Source organism: Paenibacillus sp. 2TAB23, assembly GCF_052115165.1.
Classification (GTDB): Bacteria; Bacillota; Bacilli; order Paenibacillales; family Paenibacillaceae; genus Pristimantibacillus.
In genome coordinates this window covers 1-17,353 of the sequence record NZ_JBFRGD010000013.1, presented here as the reverse complement: position 1 = coordinate 17,353, position 17,353 = coordinate 1, and the positions used below count along the sequence as shown (strand labels likewise).

The 17,353-nt window shown below is 49.8% G+C and carries 18 protein-coding genes; 5 read left to right on the top strand and 13 right to left on the bottom strand.

What is annotated here, in order from left to right:
• Positions 1–10: 10 nt before the first annotated feature.
• Positions 11–1,177, top strand: a complete 1,167-nt coding sequence (locus AB4Z29_RS18715; protein WP_441944538.1) for an SGNH/GDSL hydrolase family protein — start codon at positions 11–13, stop codon at positions 1,175–1,177.
• A gap of 139 nt (positions 1,178–1,316) precedes the next feature.
• Here the strand turns inward: AB4Z29_RS18715 and AB4Z29_RS18710 are convergent, their stop codons facing one another.
• Positions 1,317–1,661, bottom strand: a complete 345-nt coding sequence (locus tag AB4Z29_RS18710) for a DUF3243 domain-containing protein (protein ID WP_441944537.1) — start codon at positions 1,659–1,661, stop codon at positions 1,317–1,319.
• Positions 1,662–1,898: 237 nt separating this feature from the next.
• On the opposite strand from AB4Z29_RS18710, the gene AB4Z29_RS18705 reads away from it, so the two are divergent.
• Complete coding sequence (locus tag AB4Z29_RS18705; RefSeq protein WP_441944536.1) at positions 1,899–2,117, top strand: hypothetical protein; 219 nt, start codon at positions 1,899–1,901, stop codon at positions 2,115–2,117.
• 58 nt (positions 2,118–2,175) lie between these two features.
• On the opposite strand, the gene AB4Z29_RS18700 is transcribed toward AB4Z29_RS18705, so the two are convergent.
• The 9 genes from AB4Z29_RS18700 to AB4Z29_RS18660 form a co-directional block, all read right to left on the bottom strand.
• Entirely contained in the window at positions 2,176–3,366 is a 1,191-nt protein-coding gene (locus tag AB4Z29_RS18700) for an MFS transporter (RefSeq protein WP_441944535.1), read from the bottom strand.
• Positions 3,367–3,493: 127 nt separating this feature from the next.
• Positions 3,494–4,444 (bottom strand): hypothetical protein, encoded by a 951-nt coding sequence (locus AB4Z29_RS18695; protein ID WP_441944534.1) that lies wholly within the window; start codon positions 4,442–4,444, stop codon positions 3,494–3,496.
• Positions 4,445–4,462: 18 nt separating this feature from the next.
• Positions 4,463–4,849, bottom strand: coding sequence for a DUF2809 domain-containing protein (locus AB4Z29_RS18690; RefSeq protein WP_441944533.1), 387 nt, complete (start codon positions 4,847–4,849; stop codon positions 4,463–4,465).
• A gap of 286 nt (positions 4,850–5,135) precedes the next feature.
• The gene (gene nadE, locus AB4Z29_RS18685; protein WP_441944532.1) at positions 5,136–5,945 is read right to left on the bottom strand and encodes an ammonia-dependent NAD(+) synthetase; all 810 of its coding nucleotides are present in this window, start codon (positions 5,943–5,945) and stop codon (positions 5,136–5,138) included.
• A 15-nt stretch (positions 5,946–5,960) separates the two neighbouring features.
• Positions 5,961–6,395: a BrxA/BrxB family bacilliredoxin gene (locus AB4Z29_RS18680; RefSeq protein ID WP_441944531.1), complete on the bottom strand. Its 435-nt coding sequence runs from the start codon at positions 6,393–6,395 to the stop codon at positions 5,961–5,963.
• 102 nt (positions 6,396–6,497) lie between these two features.
• On the bottom strand, positions 6,498–6,869 hold the full coding sequence (locus tag AB4Z29_RS18675; RefSeq protein WP_441944530.1) for a DUF3905 domain-containing protein: 372 nt from the start codon (positions 6,867–6,869) through the stop codon (positions 6,498–6,500).
• A 13-nt stretch (positions 6,870–6,882) separates the two neighbouring features.
• Positions 6,883–7,023 carry a hypothetical protein gene (locus AB4Z29_RS18670; protein ID WP_441944529.1) on the bottom strand — a complete coding sequence of 47 codons (141 nt, stop codon included), beginning with the start codon at positions 7,021–7,023 and terminating at the stop codon, positions 6,883–6,885.
• Between the two features lie 129 nt (positions 7,024–7,152).
• Positions 7,153–8,820, bottom strand: a complete 1,668-nt coding sequence (locus AB4Z29_RS18665; protein ID WP_441944528.1) for a two-component system sensor histidine kinase NtrB — start codon at positions 8,818–8,820, stop codon at positions 7,153–7,155.
• 121 nt (positions 8,821–8,941) lie between these two features.
• Complete coding sequence (locus AB4Z29_RS18660) at positions 8,942–9,778, bottom strand: alpha/beta hydrolase (RefSeq protein WP_441944527.1); 837 nt, start codon at positions 9,776–9,778, stop codon at positions 8,942–8,944.
• 63 nt (positions 9,779–9,841) lie between these two features.
• Here AB4Z29_RS18660 and AB4Z29_RS18655 point away from each other — a divergent pair, with 63 nt between their 5' ends.
• On the top strand, positions 9,842–11,095 hold the full coding sequence (locus tag AB4Z29_RS18655; protein ID WP_441944526.1) for an NAD(P)/FAD-dependent oxidoreductase: 1,254 nt from the start codon (positions 9,842–9,844) through the stop codon (positions 11,093–11,095).
• A 102-nt stretch (positions 11,096–11,197) separates the two neighbouring features.
• Here the strand turns inward: AB4Z29_RS18655 and AB4Z29_RS18650 are convergent, their stop codons facing one another.
• Positions 11,198–11,608 (bottom strand): hypothetical protein, encoded by a 411-nt coding sequence (locus tag AB4Z29_RS18650; RefSeq protein ID WP_441944525.1) that lies wholly within the window; start codon positions 11,606–11,608, stop codon positions 11,198–11,200.
• Positions 11,609–11,792: 184 nt separating this feature from the next.
• Between AB4Z29_RS18650 and AB4Z29_RS18645 the strand changes: the two genes are divergently transcribed.
• Entirely contained in the window at positions 11,793–12,698 is a 906-nt protein-coding gene (locus tag AB4Z29_RS18645; RefSeq protein ID WP_441944524.1) for a helix-turn-helix domain-containing protein, read from the top strand.
• Between the two features lie 175 nt (positions 12,699–12,873).
• On the opposite strand, the gene xylB is transcribed toward AB4Z29_RS18645, so the two are convergent.
• Together xylB and xylA are read right to left on the bottom strand one after the other, a co-directional pair.
• Positions 12,874–14,370 (bottom strand): xylulokinase, encoded by a 1,497-nt coding sequence (gene xylB / locus AB4Z29_RS18640; protein ID WP_441944523.1) that lies wholly within the window; start codon positions 14,368–14,370, stop codon positions 12,874–12,876.
• A 20-nt stretch (positions 14,371–14,390) separates the two neighbouring features.
• Positions 14,391–15,704: a xylose isomerase gene (xylA, locus tag AB4Z29_RS18635; RefSeq protein ID WP_183559385.1), complete on the bottom strand. Its 1,314-nt coding sequence runs from the start codon at positions 15,702–15,704 to the stop codon at positions 14,391–14,393.
• Between the two features lie 229 nt (positions 15,705–15,933).
• Between xylA and AB4Z29_RS18630 the strand changes: the two genes are divergently transcribed.
• A complete protein-coding gene (locus AB4Z29_RS18630) occupies positions 15,934–17,100 on the top strand; it encodes an ROK family protein (protein WP_441944522.1) in 1,167 nt (388 codons plus the stop codon).
• Positions 17,101–17,353: the final 253 nt, after the last annotated feature.

The following is a 17,353-nucleotide window of genomic DNA, read 5'->3' as shown; positions in this document are numbered from 1 at the left end:
GCTGAAGTTATTGTTTGAGGAATGGACATCTCTAACCACACTATCAAGTGCAGCTAACTTTATGTGGAGGCCGGAGCAGAAAACAAGCACAACCTTCCGTACCTATATTCGGCCTCGGGAGTTCGGCCTGCTTCCTATAAAGCTATGGCATAGCAATACGGTAGATTCAACCTGGGCAGACGGCTCTGAATCAAGAGCTAACGACCATGGCGGGCGCTGGCGTATCGAACGCTGTGTCGTTGCAGATGGCGGTTCTCTGCCGGACGGCAGTATAGTTGAGGGCAGCGAGCGCACCGTTATGTTTGACGGAGAAATCTCGCGAATCGTGGAGCAGGGCGAGCAGTTCTGGAGCGACGTTGCCACGGTTTATATACCCGATCAGCATTTTCTGGCATTCAGCTGGACCCTAACGATAGAAGGCCCTCTGAACGGGCTTCCCTACAACACAGAGACATTGCTTGCAAGCGCCTACGAGGCGGAAGGCGACCATGCCGCGCAATCCACGGGAGAAGGCTTCGTTCCGGGCAGCAACCGTCAAGTGCTCCCTTCCCTGCTCGTCTATAAGAAATCGGTATCGAAGCATATCGTCTTTCTCGGTGACTCTATTACGCAAGGTGTTAGGACAGAGCAAGACGAATACGCCTTCTGGGCAGCAAAAATCGCAGCTGGGCTTGGTCCGGAGGTTGGCGTCTGGAACGTTGGCAGCGGCTGGGCTCGCGCTTATGATCTCGTTCATGAAAGCGTCTGGCTAACCAAAGCGAAACAGGGAGACGAGGCTGTGATCTGTCTCGGCGTTAATGATATCGGAACGGCCAATCGCAGCGCTGAGCAATTAATTGCCGATCTCCGCTCCATAATTAAGCAGCTGCAAAGCAATAAGCCAGACGGTAAGATTTGGTTATGCACGCTGCCGGCATTCAACTTTGAAGGTGCTCAGGAGTTTGTGTGGCGTACTGTGAACGACTGGATCCGCCATACAGCCGCAGACAGCGTGACAGGCATCTTCGACATCGCAAAGGTGCTTGGACAGCCGGAGCCGCATGGCCAGCTGCTGCAGACCGCGTACATGAGTCCGCATAACGATCCTCATCCGAATGGACTCGCGGGCACTGCGGTTGCTGACGCTTTTCTAGGCTGGTATAAGAGCGAACGCAGCTTGATCATTTCTTCAGACTAGACCTTCGGCTCGCCGAGCGTGCTTATAAGACAAAAAGGCTGTTTCCTTAGGTTTATCAACCTAAGGAAACAGCCTTCTTTATCCTATAGCTTACACTTTGGCTTTTGGCTTTGGCTTACGCTTTGGCTTGCGCTTTGGCTTACACTTTGGCTTGCGCCAGCTTCACGAGCAGATGGGACAGCTTATGCTGCTCCGCCTCGTTGCCGACCTTCCATAGCTCCTGCAGCAGCTTTTCTTCCCGGTTGCGCGGCTCCTCGTGCTTCGCCAGATAACCGGCTACCTTCTGTGCGACCAAAGCCAGCTGCTCCTCGTTTAGGCCGATATTCTCGGCAAGCTCGATTCGCTTGGCAAGATAATCTTTGAATTGTTCGAAGTTTTGCAAGATCTCTTCTTTTTTATCCGAGTCCATCCGATCCAATGTTTGATCGATTTTCCCGATCTCCAGCTCTCCATCTTTATCCACGACATGGTTGATTTCTGACATATCATTTCCTCCTCGTATGGTAAATTTGGTGTCGGTCTATTTATACCCTTTCAAGGGGATAACCAAACATGGCATAGCGAATAGAAGCTAAAAGTGAATCAATGGCCGCTGCCGGAGCAAGAAACCGCTGCACGTCAGCGGTATCCTTCTTTTTGCTCATAATTGGGACATTCAATTGTTTGGCTCGCTCGCTGCTTGGGTAATTAAAACATAAATCGACATAAGAGGTGATCAAGCATGAATGAATTCGAGAAGGATGCAGACGGCGTATCAAAGAAAGGCAAACGGGACCATCCCGAGCAATACCCAACTGAGAACGAGAGCTTGTTCGATAAATTCAAGAGTCAGCAGACAGTCGATCCGATTCCGGTCGAAGATTTGAACCTGCAGGTGAAAGATGAGAAGCACAAGGAAGAAACGAAACAAAGCTCCTCAAGCGAGAACAAATATAAGTAATAAGCACGATGAAAAGGACGCCCAAATGATGGGGCGTCCTTTTTCATTCGTATAAGCATCATGCCTTTTCATCAACTCGTCCCCTCGGACGAAAGCGGAACCCAAGCATTGCGAAAGCAAGAAAAGCGGCACCAAGAAATAAGAAGATGCTGTGCAAGGATAAATACCGAATGCCGTAACCGCCAAGCGTCGGTCCCATAATGCTGCCCATGCTGAAATGGATGGATGCGATGACGTTCGCTGCGGGCATAATGGAACGCGGCAATATGTCCGCCGCATAAGCCAGTCCAAGTGAATAGAACGACCCCACCACACCGCCCGCGATTGTGAATAAGACAAACAATAAAGCCACATTGCTTCCTGCTGCAGGCACTAAGAAGAATACCAATGACCCTATGATGCCGCAAGCGATCAATATAGGCTTACGGCCAATTCGATCGCTCCATATGCCGAGCGGCAATTGAAGCATCAGACTGCCTGCGCCGAACGCGAGCAGCAGCAGGGAAATCCAGTGCTGGCTCAGCTCGATCCGCAAGCCATATAGCGGGAAGCTGCTGTTCATTGAAGCTTCCATCAAGCCGTACAGAAAACCAGGAATCAGAACGAACCATGCGACGCGGTACGTTCTGACGAAACGGTTCTCCGCTGCGGCGTCGCCGGCATGGCGCTCAGGCAGCTCGTTCTTCATGCGCAGTACAAGTAGTAGCACGATACTGAAAAAACAACAGGAAACAACAAACGGAACCGCCCTTCCCAGAGGAAGCAAATTGATGCCAAGCGGTCCTAGGCTAAAGCCCAATCCGTATGCCATCCCGTATAAGGAAATATATCTTCCGCGCTTATTCGCAGGACTTGAGCTTACGATCCAGAGCTGAGTCGCATAATGCAGCGAGCTGTCTCCCACGCCGACCAGCATCCGAAGAATAAACCATACCGCAAGCGAATGGGTGAATGGAAACAAGAGGCTGGCGAGAGTTACCAATGCGATCCCGGCAATGATTACATTCTTGTAGCCAAAACGAAGTACCGGCCTCTCCACAAAAAACATCGTACAGAAAATGCCAATATACATCGCGGCCGAGTTAATGCCATTAAGATCGGAGGAAATGCCTGAATCCTCCAGCATAATGGATAACAGCGGAAGCAGCAGTCCTTGACTCATTCCCGCAATCACAACGACAAGCAGCAGCGTAATTAAGCGGAAACGAAAAGATGAAAGCGAAGCTGAAGCAATAACACTAGGTGACAAGACTGTTGCACTCCCTACTTAAACAAGTAATCTATTTTCTCCTTACACATTGTATACGCCTCGTCCAAGGCTGACAACCGTCCTTTCATTGGCAGCTGACTCCCAGCCAAATTTTCAATCCATCCACTTAACGACTGATTATGTACCGGAACTTTTCAATAAATGGCGCTTCGCAGCTGCCTACTCGCTTCAAATGATCATAAAAACTGAACGGGAATTTAAAAGCATGGCCGAAATCCCAGTCATTCTTGCTATGCCCCTTCTCCCAATATCCAAGCTCAGTAGGCAGATACTCCGATCGTTCAGCCTGCTCCAATGGAACACGGTCAACAGAGGAATACAGCTTAATGGCCTCGCCTGGTGCAAGATGCATGCTTGCCTGCAATACGTTAACCAGCTTGCGCAGCGGCAGCTGTCCTCTCTGGAAAAAAGAGCGATGCCCCATATCGTATAGGAGATTCAATGCGTGGGAGAACGTCAGCATATGACCAATAAGGTCATGGTGTGACTCTGCCTCATAAATGATGGAGAAGCCCCCCAGCTGTTCCAGCACGGATGCAGAGAGCTCCTTTGGCTCCTGTGGGAGATGAAGCATTTCCGTGCTTGGCAGCTCAAGCCTCTTTACTTCCGAAACGGAATAGCCGATCCACGAACGCCCGGGAATGGTCCTTCGAAAAGAGAGAATCAGCTCGGATATGCCATGAATTTGCTCTTCCGTTCCCCAGCCCTGCAGCTCTCGTATCGCCAGCAGGCTAACCGCGCTGTAAATAACGTTATGACCGACCCAGTGGAGCCCGTCAATCGTTTGTTCTAGAGCATCCAAAATGACCGATTCCGCATAAGCAGGCTCGCATCGCTCATTATTCACATATAGGGATGCTGTGCCATGCTTGTTCAGCATTGCCTCCGTTTGAGAAAGAATCGCCTGAGAAAGAATCCTCTCCTCCTTATGTTCTTTGGCAAAAAAATAACCAGCGATCGCTGCCGCGCCATAATGCGCATGCCAGATGTCTCCGGTTTCTTGCTTGCATTGCGAGAGGATGGCGAGTCCCTCCTCTAATAGGTTCTTAGCCGGCATGCTCCCGTGTCCTCCTACTCATGATTTCCGTTTAAGCTGCAGGAAGCGGTCCAATCCTATCGCAAGTCCTATTCCTGCTGAATAACGAACCAAATCCACCGTCAAATAACCGCTTCCGAGCACAAGCGCGCCAATTGTTGTCCCACGGATCGCGTTTATCCACTCAGCCTGGTACAGCTGAGAGAACTCGATGCCAAAACTAAATAAGAAGCTCAGCAGCGCTGACCGCTTCAAACTCATTGAAGCGCCAAGCATGCGAATACCGAAATAAACCATACTCGCCCAAAGCGCATCGCCCATATGCACCGAAACGAATGCAGGAAGACTATCGGCGTACCGCCTTGAGCCATATCCAAGGAGCATCGCCGTTAATGCTGCAATTAGGTAACTTATTCTTGCATTCACGCTCTGCACTTCCTCCACTCCGTGCGCGCACCAAAGATGCTGATTCGGCCTGCTGACAAGAAAGCTTCCATACATGAAAGCTTCCAGATCCCTATTTGGACTAGCCCTGTAACAAGCGTAAACGACTGTCGCCTGCCTCTGTGGCAAAAGCAGTCGTTTCGCGGAGATATATAAGCACATTTATATATAAAAACATACAAATTCTTATATATTAAAAAAGACTGTCCCGCTCCGATTGATMGGTGGCTGGACAGTCTTTATCTTTCAAGCTGGCAAAAGCAGCAGCTTAAATACCTGGAATCGGGGACCGCTTATGCTCGGTTTTCACATATTGCTTCTCAAGCTTCTCACGCGCTTCAGCACTAATTTCCTTGCCTTCGAGGTAATCGCTATTGTCACCATATGTGATGCCAAGCTCATCCTCGTCGGTTTGTCCATCCCAAAGCCCAGCTGTCGGCGCTTTATCCAGGACGCTTTGCGGCACACCAATATGCGAGGCCAACTGACGTACCTGACGCTTGTTCAGGGTACTGAGCGGTGTCACATCTACCGCACCATCGCCCCATTTGGTATAAAAGCCTGTGATTGCTTCGGACGCATGATCTGTTCCGACTACAAGCAGGTTCAGATCGAACGCAAGCGCGTACTGCATAACCATACGCGTTCTTGCCTTTACGTTTCCTTTGCCTCCGCGGCTCAAATGGCGGGGAATACCGAGCGACTTGAAGCTGTGCTCCACTTCGATTGCAATCTCATCGACTGCTTCCGCAATATTCGTCTCCGCGCGATGCTTCAGCTTGAACGCTTCCGCAACGGCGTAGCTGTCAGCTATATCCGATTGGTTGCCATAAGGCTGGAACACACCTAGCGTCATATAATCCTTACCGGTTTCTGTACTCAGCTCATCCGTTGCCTGCTTGCAAAGCCCTGCTGCAACCGCGCTGTCAATGCCTCCGCTTATCGCAATCAGCAAGCCAGTCGTACCTGACTGAGTTACATACTGCTTCAAGAAATCAACGCGAGCCCGAATCTCGGCTACAGGATCAATTTCTGGCTTAACGCCCAGTCTCTCAATAATTTCTTGTTGCAAGCTCATAGTCACCTTCCTAAATTAGCGGCAGAACCGATCGAAAGCGTCCGAAAGATCAGCGGCAATGTCAGCTGCGGAACGATTCTCGATCTGGTGGCGCTCGATAAAGTGTACAAGCTCTCCGTCTTTCATCAAAGCGATGGAAGGGGAGGAAGGCGGGTATGGCGCGAAATATTCGCGAGCTTTGGCAGTTGCTTCTTTGTCTTGACCAGCAAATACCGTATACAAATGATCCGGCGTAATATCATGCTGCAGCGCATCCGCAACGCCTGGACGGCATTGGCCTGCCGCGCAGCCGCAAACCGAGTTCACGACAATAAGCGCCGTGCCTTTAGCATTAGGCAATTTTTCTTCTACTTCCTCAGGTGTGCGAAGCTCCTGGATACCGATGCGAGTAAGATCGTCCCGCATAGGCTGCACCATATCTAACATGTATCGTTCGAATGACATCGACATCGAAACACACTCCTTTAATTACTTTATTTTAGCTACTATTATACCGTCCGTAGTCAAAATAAAGCAACCGGAGCGTACTCGCTCCGGCTCTTCTTTTTCTGATCAGTCGCAAGACTCGTTAGACTTGTCCAAACCGTATGATGCATTTTTGTCAGGGTGAGTGAATATGCCCCCCTGCGGCGGCAAGCCTTCTTCGAAAATATCTCGGTTCTCGGACGTCAGAAATCCGATATCTTTGAACGGATGTATCCATTCATCACCAGCCATGACGGCTGGATCCGTGTCTACGCTCCATTGCGACAAAGGAGAGTCCGGAGATTCATATTGATGGTCTCCAATGACGATGCCATACTTATTCACGAATGGAGCACGGTTGCCTCGTCCCTCGCGAAACTTCGGAAGAAATGCAATCTCGTACGGATCAAGCGCTGGGTCATCAACATGCCGGCTCTCTTCTTGCTCGCGGTCAGCCATCAATCCCACCGTCCTAAACGGAAGGACGGTTAGGTCCGTCCAGCTTTTTGTCAAATGCAGCAGATTCGGGCTGTTCACCGCTGCCCGCCTTATTTTTTGCTTCCTGCTCTGCTTGCTCCGCAGAACGTCCTTTGTTCTCATTATTAGGTGTCATTGCCAACGCCTCCTCCCTAGAACACATCTAACCGCATGAGACGGTTATCCTTCATTGGTAGTATGCGCAAGCAGGTGCTTCCTTATTATTCCCCGTACGAAGTTGTTGACCTTAGCTAATCTACTTCAACTAGCTTGCCAGCACCCGAGATAAAAAAAACGTTACGATGAATGTTGTTCCTTCACCCTCGCGTGATTCTACGTCAATGCAGCCATTATGCCTCTCGGCTATGCTTAGGCACAATGGAAGTCCCAGTCCCGTTCCCTGTGTCTTCGTTGAAAAAAAAGGCTCGAACAAATGCTTCATTTGTTCAGGCGGTATTCCTGTGCCTTGGTCTTCGATTCGAAGCTCGACTTTATCTCCGAGATAACGGGTACTTATATGTAGCGAACCTTTATTCCCCATAGCCTCCATCCCATTGCGAGCGAGATTAAGAAACAGCTGCTTAATTTCCCTATTGTTCATCATAAGCAGCGGCATATGCTCGCACAGACTGACCTCGAGCAATTGTCCACGCAAATTCGCATCGGCATTAAGCAGCGGTACAAGCTCATTAATGATATCGTGGAGTGACGAAGGCTCCATAATAAGCGCCCGATTCTGGGCTAGCGATAGAAAGTCGCTAATAATCATATTCGCACGGTCCAGCTCCTCGATTACTATGCGGAAATATTCCTCCTGGTTTTTGGGGCTGCGCTCCTGAATGAGCTGAACAAAGCCGCGGATAACCGCCATCGGGTTGCGAATCTCATGTGTAATGCTGGCCGCCATCTGGCCAACCAAGCTTAGCCGCTCCATCCGCCCTACTTCATCCTGAAGATGGCGCAGCTCCGTTACGTCCTGAGCAATCAAGGCGGCTCCGGTTTTTTGCTCATCGAGAGGCATGCGAAGCGTAATCGTGGTCAGCAGCAGCATTTTTTCTCCGCTTACCAAAGGCACCTGGGATGATTTCTCCCCGCTTAGCGCTTGATTTAGCAAATTTACGTAGGTTTCGCCTTCACCGCTTTGGAATACGTGTGGGAAGGAAGTGCCGAGCAGCTCCCTTGCACCCATGTAATTAGGCCGCAGACAAAGCAAGGTTTTAGCGTTTTCATTAAAATGCGTGATCGCTCCATCCCCGTCTACGATGATGACGCCAAATGAGGTTTCATCAATAAATTGCTGCAGCTTCTCCACTTCGTTGCGGTATTTGACGGATAAATGCTTCACTTCGTCATATAGCTGCTGCTTCTCCTTCACATTCTCAATCATAAATATAGACAACCAAGTGGCAAACAGTGCCGCTGACGTAGAGATTAACAGCGCAACCAGCATGATAGGCGACCATTTCTCCTCTATGATCGAGATGAAGCCTATTATCGTAATCGAGTAGAATAGCATCATGCCCGACATAATCAAAAGCCCTTTTATTTTCTTGCGATCGGCAGAAATGCGTTGAAAGCGCCGAATAGCCATAAGGATGGTTGGAACGAATACGACAACGAACAGGCTAAAGCTAAATATTTCCCACATACTGTCTAGCATCGGAATTCGAATGCCTATGTATAAGAGCGTTAACAAGATTAGCGTAGGCACGCCTCCGTAAAGAGCGCCTATCAAATAGGGAATCAGACGAAAGTCGGCTTCATAGCCAAATACGGTCGTGGCTGTCAGCATGCACAGTATCATGGACAGACCGCAAAAAATACCCATAAAAGCAGGAATGCCCTTCCAGCTCGGCTCTTTGTTAAACCAAAGCTGGAAAGCAAATACGGGTACCAAGGACACGATGAATTGTAACAGCAATTCCTTTAACACAACGTTCGGTTCCCCCTGCCGCGCCTTGAATGCATGCCACATATTTAATTATCCATTATTTTATAAAGCGTTATCATAAATATAATCCTATTATTCCGATTAAAACACAAAATACATGTATTTACAATTGTTGTTCTATCCAATAAATAAGCTCGCCTATCGTCCGTTCCCCTTCGAGATCATTATGCAGCTCATGGTACCCGCCGTCCCATCGCCTAAAGCTGCAAACGTCTCCAAGCACACCCGCAAGCTGCTCGCTTGCTCCAATCGAAGTTACCCGGTCGGATGTGCCGTGCAAAAGCAGCATAGGCACGTGAAGGCTCGACGCATTGGCAAGCGCCCACTCGCCTCCATCGCTTATTTCCTTAAAGGTGCGAAGTGTAATTCGTGTATGGCAGAGCGGATCGCCTACAACGGCAGCAGCATGCTCGTAGCCTGGGCGAAACAGATCAGCGGGATTCAGCCCTGTCGATTGCTGCAGCGCCGGCATGACAGCAGCCAGCCTGCGGCCAACCCACTCTACTGCCGCATTAGGCTTGAAGGCCAGCTGCAGCCATGGACTGGTCAATATTAAGCCTTGAATGCCGGGGCGGAGCCGAAGCGCGCAATTGATGGCGACATTGCCGCCCATGCTGTGTCCATACAAAAAGATAGGAACGCCTGGGTGACGTTCGGCAGCCGACTCGATGACTAAACCAGCATCGCTTGCTGCTGCACCTAGCGAGTGCAAATGCCCTCTTTTGCCCGACGATCGTCCATGCCCATGCTGATCATGTGCAATCACCGCAATTCCTGCCTCTGTAAATCGGGCAGCAACATGACCGTAGCGGTCGCCATGCTCTCCCATTCCATGAATCAGGCAAACGACGGCCTTCGGCTTGCCCGTAACAGGCGTCCATTCCCTAACAAATAGCGATGCCCCTTTGGCCCCTATAATTAACCATTCCTCACGCAGCATCCGAACGCCGCCTTTCATTTGTGGTATGATAGAACCTACTAATAATATAGCAGGTGGATAGCGATGCAATATGATGCAATTGTAATAGGCGGCGGCTCAGCCGGACTAATGGCCAGCATAGCCGCAAGCAAGGACGGCGCTAAAGTGCTTCTTCTCGATAAAGGCGAAAAGCTAGGCCGCAAGCTCGGCATCTCCGGCGGAGGCAGATGCAATGTAACGAATAATAAGGATTTGGATGAGCTCATCAAGCATATTCCGGGAAACGGGCGTTTTCTGCACAGCACCTTTTCCAATTTCAATAATAAGGATATTATCGCTTTCTTCGAGAACCTCGGCATAGCCCTCAAGGAAGAGGATAACGGTCGGATGTTCCCCGTGTCAGACAAAGCGAAAACGGTGGTCGATACGTTAATTAATCAGGTTCGCAAGCAAGGCGTCAAAATCATATTGAACGCTCCCGTAGATCATATCATGTATGCAGGCGGAAGCGTGACTGGTGTTCGCACAAAATCTGGCGAAACCTTCAGCAGCAAAAGTGTAATCGTCGCTTCAGGGGGGAAATCGGTTCCGCAGACCGGTTCAACCGGAGATGGCTATGCTTGGGCGGAAAAAGCGGGCCACACGATTACCGAGCTTTTCCCAACGGAGGTGCCGCTCACATCGAACGAGCCTTTTATAGTAAGCAAGGAGCTGCAGGGCCTTTCCCTGCGGGATGTAGGGCTGTCCGTGTGGAGCCCGAAGGGGAAGCAGCTTATTAAGCATCACGGCGATATGCTGTTCACGCATTTCGGCATTTCCGGACCCATCGTGCTGCGTTGCAGCCAGTTTGTCGTTAAAGCGCTGAAGCAGTTCGGCACGGGCAATATTGAAGTAGCGATCGACCTCATGCCAGACAAAAGCAAAGACGAGGTCTATAAGGAGACGCTGCAGCTTACGGAGAACGAATCCAAAAAAACGATTAAAAACGTGTTAAAAAACATATTGCCCGAAAAAATGATTCCGCTTCTGCTTCAGAAGGCTGGATTGCCGGATAGCCTCACTTATGACAACATTCCAAAGCAGGACTGGCTTGTCCTCTCGCAGTTCATTAAGCATTTCCCGATTCGGGTGTACGGCTCCCTGTCGATCGAAGATGCTTTCGTAACGGGCGGAGGCATAAACCTGAAAGAAGTAGATCCAAAAACGATGCAGTCGAAGCTGATGAACGGGCTTTATTTCTGCGGAGAAATTCTCGACATTCACGGATATACCGGAGGATACAACATCACTGCCGCATTCTCCACAGGCTACACGGCAGGACTACATGCAGTACGATAACTGAACATGCAAAAGGCTGTCGCGAATGTCTTCAGGACACTGGACAGCCTTTTTTTGCCGTTTACCGGCTTCTATTCAGAAAGACTAGCTGGATCTATAGGATTAGATCCGAACATCTCCCGAGAAATGATCATAGGTGCCTGGATCCGGAAGAAATTCATCACGGTAGTCCGCGTCCTCGTCGCGGTTGCGAAGTTCTTCATCATCGACTAGCGTCTGATCTCCGTCTATCCAATCTTCATTGACAAGATGGGCCGGAATCGCGATCGCATCTAGCGAATACGCGCTGCCCGTAACGGCATCGGCATCAATCTGAGAGTGATCCACCAGTTGCCCGCCGTGCGACTGGGCAATCTCAAGAGCCGAGGTCAGGTCGCTGCCCGCAGTGTGGACATGCATGCGGCTTCCATCATGGAGAACCGTCTCATAGCCAAGCTCTCTAAGCGTATCGCAGGCCAATGCAGCGCTTTGAGCGTCATTGAAATCAAATAGTAATGCGGAATTGCTATTCATGTCCGATCATCCTTTCTACTAACGTTTGGGATAGCTTGCCCAGCTAGGAAACAATTATGTAATAAGCATGAAAACCGCATGACAAGATTTAGTCACAACTAACTATTTAATTATGTTAGGTTTTATGACATAATCATTACATACGCGTATGCCGCATACTTGAATCGATGGGAGGGTGTCACCGATGAATCATTTATTTTATTTGCTTTCAGATCCTATGCTTATCATCGAGTCCGACGAATCCCGTTGGTCCATTCGCGATGTCAATCAAGCCTTTGCTGTTTTTTCCGGTTTCAAGAAATCAGATCTAATGCTGCTTGACCCTTCTTCTATCATCTCTACCGAGGAAAACGGCCTGACCTTCGATCAAGCTATTCACCTGCTGTCGGATGATTTCGCGATTACTCCCCTTCTGGAATGCAAGCTGGTAACCAAAGCCTCTCTGCCTGCCGATGTCCGTCTGACCTGCCGTAAGCTGCAAATGGGCGAGCAAACCGTCTATGTGCTGATCTGCAAGGATATGCGCGAAGCCAAGTGGATTGATGAATATATAACTCACAAAAAAATAATGATATCGTCGCTCATTAACGAACGATACAGCATCATGAGCCTTAAGCATTATTATGTCCCCGTGCAGCAGCCCTCGTCTTCGTACGTGAACAAGTCGATATTCGACCTTGTCGCCGAGCATGACCGAAGCAAGCTCAAGCGTGTGCTCGACTATGCAAAAAACAACCGTACGGACGAAGCCGTAGATTTTCAGCTTAAGCTTGGAGACCGCTATTACAGCGCCGAAGCGGTTATCCAGCCTTTCTATAATGGAAACCGCACCTTCAAAAACTTCGTCGTCATTCTTACCTCTCTGAATGTTAACAACCAAGACGAGGATCCTTCCTATAAGCTCCGCATGCTCATGCTGAGCAAAAACATATCCGTCACCTCACTCGCGCAGTCAACCCTTATCTCCTTAACGACGATTTCCAAAATTCGCAATGGCAAAATAAAAAAGCCCCAGCGACTAACTGCGGAGCTGATCGCGGGCGAGCTGGGGGTACGACCGGAAATGATTTGGAGCAGCTATAAGCACTAATCGCTGCATTATTCCTTATTGACAGGACAGCTTAAGCTTCTAAACAGCGACATATTAAAAGCTTAAACTCTAAGCAGCGAGATTTTTAAAAGCTTAAACCTCTAAGCAGTGACATTATTAAAAAAATCAAAAAAAGAGCGGCCTGTCTCCTTAGAGGCAAGCCGCTCTTTGCTATTTATCCGCGATAAGGTGCCAACGCTTCATTTAATGATTTGGTTTGCTCGTAAACCTGCTGATAAACTTTGAAGATTCCCGCATAGGCAGCAACTGCCTCTGGGTTCGGAGAATACGAATCCGCATGCTTCACGAATTTTTCTGCACAGGATTCCAAACTTTCAAACCAGCCGGAGCCGTATGCAGCTAGCATAGCCGCACCAAGCCCTGGCCCCTGCTCATTCGCAAGCGATACGACCTTGGCATCAAAGATGTCTGCCTGCATTTGCAGCCAAACCGGGTTCTGAGCGCCGCCGCCGATCGAAATGATGGTGTCGACCTTTTTGCCCGCTTTCCTGAACATATCAACCGACTCGTTAAGCGAGAACGTAATGCCTTCCATAACCGCGCGAGCAAAATGAATCCGCTCATGCGAGCCGTCTATGCCGATAAAGCTTGCGCGAATAACGGAGTCCGGATGCGGAGTACGCTCCCCGACAAGATACGGAGTAAACAGCAGTCCGCCGGCTCCCGGCTTCACGCCGCCAACGCCGTCAAGCAATTGATCGAAGGATTCGTTTGGCGCAAATGTTTTCTTGAACCAGCTTAAGCTGTAGCCCGCAGCCAGCGTAACGCCCATGACGTAGAAGGAGTCTTCCTTGCCGTGGTTGAAGAAATGCACCTTGCCCGCGAAGTCCTTCGACTTGTCATTCTCATAAGAGAGAATAACACCTGAAGTACCGATGCTGCACAGCGTCAAGCCTTCGGACAGAATGCCCGAGCCGATCGCTCCGCATGCATTGTCGGCACCGCCGGCAAACACTTTCGTAGTGGCCGGAAGTCCGGTGCTTCCGATGAACTCCGGCAATAAATGACCGACTAAGCCATGTGATTCCACTAGCGGCGGACAGAAGCTCGCTGGAAGCTCAAACGCTTCAAGCACCTCGCCGCTCCAAGCCTTGCCAGCTACGTCAAGCAGCAGCGTGCCTGCCGCATCGGAATAATCCATATGCAGCTCGCCCGTTAGGCGGTAGCGAAGGTAATCCTTCGGAAGAAGGAACAGCTTTGCTTTCGCAAAGGCTTCCGGCTCGTTCTCGCGCACCCAAAGAATCTTAGGAAGCGTAAAGCCTTCTAGAGCAGGGTTGCGCGTAATGCTAAGCAGCTTGTCGCCAAGCTTTTGCTCGATTTCGCGGCATTGTCCGGTTGTACGAGTATCATTCCAAAGGATCGCGTTGCGGATCGGGTTGCCTTCGCCATCGAGCAGCACAAGTCCATGCATTTGTCCGGAGAAGCTAATCCCTTCAATCGCGCTGGCGTCAATGCCTGCAGCGGAAGTAAGCTCTCTCAAAGCCTCAACTGTCCCGTCAACCCAATCATCCGCACGCTGCTCGCTCCAGCCGGTGTGTTCATGGAACAGCGGATAGCTGCGGGATGCTTCCCCAGCCACCGTGCCGTTCTTATCAACAAGAAGCACCTTAACGGCGCTCGTTCCCAAATCTATCCCGATTACGTAACTCATATGCTCAAAAGCCTCCCAACTTAAACGCTGAAAATAACTTCGCTCAAGATCAGGCTAATGCGCTCTTGACGGCCTGATTCGTTTTTGATCGGGTTGTTTTGAAGCGCATACTGCTCAAGTGACGCAAGCGTTGCTTTGCCCGAAACGATTTCTGCGCCGATGCCTTCTTTGAAGCTGCGGTAACGGTTGTCAACGATATTGTCGAGAATTTTCTCTTCCGTCAGCTTAGCTGCCGCTTTAAGACCCCAAGCGAAGCTGTCCATGCCTGCGATGTGGCCTAGGAACAGATCTTCCGCTTCGAACGAGCCGCGACGAACCTTCGCGTCGAAGTTAATGCCGCCGCGGCCGATGCCGCCAGCTTTCAATACTTCAAACATCGTAAGCGTAGTGGAGTAAAGATCAACCGGGAACTCATCCGTATCCCAGCCTAGCAGCAAGTCGCCTTGGTTCGCATCAAGCGATCCCAGCACGCCGTTAATAGCAGCCGTACGGATCTCGTGCTCGAATGTATGACCAGCAAGTGTTGCATGGTTCGCTTCAAGGTTAAGCTTGAAGTGGTCTTTCAAGCCGTATTTTTGCAAGAATGAGATCGTTGTTGCCGCGTCAAAGTCGTATTGGTGCTTCGTTGGCTCTTTCGGTTTAGGCTCGATCAGGAATTGCGCATCGAAGCCAATTTCATTGGCATATGCGATTGCCATATGGTACAAGCGAGCAAGGTTATCAAGCTCAAAGCCCATATCCGTGTTAAGAAGTGTATCGTAGCCTTCGCGGCCGCCCCAGAAAACGTAGTTTTCTGCGCCAAGCTCTTTGCCGACTTCAAGGCCTTTCTTTACTTGTGCAGCTGCATAAGCATAAACATCTGCATTAACCGCTGTTCCTGCACCATGTACGAAGCGCGGGTTCGAGAACATGTTAACCGTGTTCCAAAGCAGCTTTTTGCCGGAGGATTTCATGTTGTCCTTCATTAGTTCAACGATAACATCCAGGTTTTTGTTCGTTTCTTGCAGCGTTGCGCCTTCTGGAGCGATGTCCACGTCGTGAAACGCGAAGTAAGGAACGTTCAATTTGTTCAAAAATTCAAAGTTAGCCTCTACGCGCGCTTTCGCACGGTCAAGCCCGTTATATTGATCCCAGCCGCGAACCATAGTCGGTGCGCCGAACGGGTCTGTACCGTTAGCGTTGAATGTATGCCAGTAAGCAACAGCGAAGCGAAGATGCTCTTCCATCGTTTTGCCTAGAATGACTTGTTTAGGATCATAATGTTTGAATGCCAGTGGATTATCGGAACCTTTACCTTCAAACTGGATCGTGTTGATTTCTTTGAAATAACTCATAGAAATTGAAATCCTCCTCATCGGAATTCGATATTTTTGTTAGTGCTTACATTTAGAATAACACGGGTTAACTTAGTTTGTCTATTAAACAAACTAAGTTTTTATGTTAAACTAAGCGTACCTTGCAATTTCGTGCATCGCCGTATTCAGTATGCGAAGCCAGCAAGCCGTATATTCGACATTTCGTGATACAATGATAGATATTGTGACTTGGACGGAGGCCTATTTTTTGAAAATCAAACCAACAGGAGACTTAGCGCTCATCAAAAAGATCAATACGGCCATCGTGCTCGAAGCCGTACTAAAGCATGCCCCGCTCTCGCGGGCGCAAATATCCGAGCTGACCGGGCTTAATAAAGCAACCGTCTCAAGCTTGGTGCAGGACTTAATCGACAGCCATCTCGTACTCGAGAATGGACCCGGACAATCGAGCGGGGGGCGCAAGCCCGTCATGCTGCTCTTCAACGGTACGGCAGGCTATGCGGTAGGCATAGACCTCGGCGTTAATTATATCCGCGGGATTCTAGTCGACATGGAAGGCAATGTCATAGCCGAGCAGCTGCGGGGACTCAAGCAGCAGAATGCCGAGCAGGCAATCGACCAACTAACTGCCTGCATCGAGCTGTTAATAAACGAAGCTCCCGACAGTCCATATGGCATCGTAGGCATTGGGGTAGGCGTTCCCGGCATCGTGGATGACAACGGCACCATTCTATTCGCCCCCAATTTGAAATGGCGTCAGGTTGAGCTGCAGAAGCAGCTTAAGGAGCGCTTTGGCCTGCCTGTCACAATCGACAACGAAGCCAATGCAGGTGCACAGGGCGAACAGAAGTACGGAGCAGGCCGCGGTATCCCCAATCAAATTTATGTAAGCGTGGGAATCGGAATCGGAACAGGAATTATACTGAATAAAGAGCTCTATAAAGGGACTTCAGGATTTTCCGGCGAGCTCGGGCATCTCTCGATTGAGTATGACGGCAAACCCTGCAGCTGCGGGAACAGAGGGTGTTGGGAATTGTATGCATCTGAGAATGCGCTGCTTGAGCGTGCTTCCTTACTCGGCTATGAAAGCCTCGAGGAGTTATTGGAAGCAGCCGCCGAGGGCGATGAACGCGTCGTGGCACTCATTCGTTCCATTGGTGATTATTTAGGCGCCGGCATTGCCAATATCGTCAATGTCTTTAATCCTGACGTGGTCATCATTGGCAATCGAATGAGCCGTGCGGCGCAGTGGCTGGAGCCCGCTGTGCAAGCAGCCGTTGACCAGCGTACGCTGCCCTATCATCGTGAGCGGATGCGAATATTATTCGCTGAGCTTCAAGATCAATCCGCCGTGCGTGGAGCCGCTTATTACGCGATCAGTACGTTTTTCTCCAAAATAAAAAGCGGACAATAGCAGACAGTAGTAGACATAGCAGACATAGCAGACATAGCAGACATAGCAGACATAGCAGACATAGCGGACAGTAGCAGACATAGCAGACAGTAGCAGACATAGCAGACAGTWGCAAACATAGCAGACAGTWGCARACATAGCAGACAGTAGCAGACATAGCAGACAGTAGCAGACATAGCAGACAGTAGCAGACATAGCAGACAGTAGCAGACATAGCAGACAGTAGCAGACATAGCAGACAGTAGCAGAGCAG

Excerpts from the sequence above, each read along its gene's own strand:
- AB4Z29_RS18710 (WP_441944537.1), bottom strand. The coding sequence starts at position 1,661 with ATGTCAGAAATCAACCATGTCGTGGATAAAGATGGAGAGCTGGAGATC.
- AB4Z29_RS18705 (WP_441944536.1), top strand. The coding sequence starts at position 1,899 with ATGAATGAATTCGAGAAGGATGCAGACGGCGTATCAAAGAAAGGCAAA.
- AB4Z29_RS18695 (WP_441944534.1), bottom strand. The coding sequence starts at position 4,444 with ATGCCGGCTAAGAACCTATTAGAGGAGGGACTCGCCATCCTCTCGCAA.
- nadE (WP_441944532.1), bottom strand. The coding sequence starts at position 5,945 with ATGAGCTTGCAACAAGAAATTATTGAGAGACTGGGCGTTAAGCCAGAA.
- AB4Z29_RS18680 (WP_441944531.1), bottom strand. The coding sequence starts at position 6,395 with ATGTCGATGTCATTCGAACGATACATGTTAGATATGGTGCAGCCTATG.
- AB4Z29_RS18675 (WP_441944530.1), bottom strand. The coding sequence starts at position 6,869 with ATGGCTGACCGCGAGCAAGAAGAGAGCCGGCATGTTGATGACCCAGCG.
- AB4Z29_RS18670 (WP_441944529.1), bottom strand. The coding sequence starts at position 7,023 with ATGACACCTAATAATGAGAACAAAGGACGTTCTGCGGAGCAAGCAGAG.
- AB4Z29_RS18660 (WP_441944527.1), bottom strand. The coding sequence starts at position 9,778 with ATGCTGCGTGAGGAATGGTTAATTATAGGGGCCAAAGGGGCATCGCTA.
- AB4Z29_RS18655 (WP_441944526.1), top strand. The coding sequence starts at position 9,842 with ATGCAATATGATGCAATTGTAATAGGCGGCGGCTCAGCCGGACTAATG.
- AB4Z29_RS18650 (WP_441944525.1), bottom strand. The coding sequence starts at position 11,608 with ATGAATAGCAATTCCGCATTACTATTTGATTTCAATGACGCTCAAAGC.
- AB4Z29_RS18645 (WP_441944524.1), top strand. The coding sequence starts at position 11,793 with ATGAATCATTTATTTTATTTGCTTTCAGATCCTATGCTTATCATCGAG.
- xylB (WP_441944523.1), bottom strand. The coding sequence starts at position 14,370 with ATGAGTTACGTAATCGGGATAGATTTGGGAACGAGCGCCGTTAAGGTG.
- xylA (WP_183559385.1), bottom strand. The coding sequence starts at position 15,704 with ATGAGTTATTTCAAAGAAATCAACACGATCCAGTTTGAAGGTAAAGGT.